Source organism: Pseudomonas sp. HY2-MNA-CIBAN-0224 (genome assembly GCF_040310285.1).
In the GTDB taxonomy this organism is placed as follows: domain Bacteria; phylum Pseudomonadota; class Gammaproteobacteria; order Pseudomonadales; family Pseudomonadaceae; genus Aquipseudomonas; species Aquipseudomonas helleri.
Map to the genome: position 1 here is coordinate 1 of NZ_JBEOPQ010000546.1, position 269 is coordinate 269.

Annotated in this window: 1 protein-coding gene; it reads right to left on the bottom strand. The window is 42.4% G+C overall.

Annotated elements, in window-relative coordinates; all coding sequences use genetic code 11:
• The coding region (locus AAEZ03_RS27510; RefSeq protein WP_350583028.1) for a transposase at nucleotides 1-200 on the bottom strand (200 nt) is incomplete at its 3' end.
• Nucleotides 201-269: the final 69 nt, after the last annotated feature.

Below are 269 nucleotides of genomic sequence, written 5' to 3' on the forward strand. Positions count from 1 at the left end.
TGCGTCTTGAGCTGACAGCTCATTAGTCCCATGCCTTTCATAAACTTAGACGCTAGGTAGCGCGTCAACCTATTGTCTAAGGTGGAAGTACCAATGCCTAGCGACTGGGAAACCTCAGCAACTTTGCGTTTGTGCTCAACGACTAAGCTAATGGCTTCTAACTTGAATTCTCGGGTGTATTTTTGGCGTTTGGTAGTCATACTAATTATTCTCTTCGGGGTAGTATAACCTTGTATCTTGAATAATCGCTTAATACTATCGATGAAAGT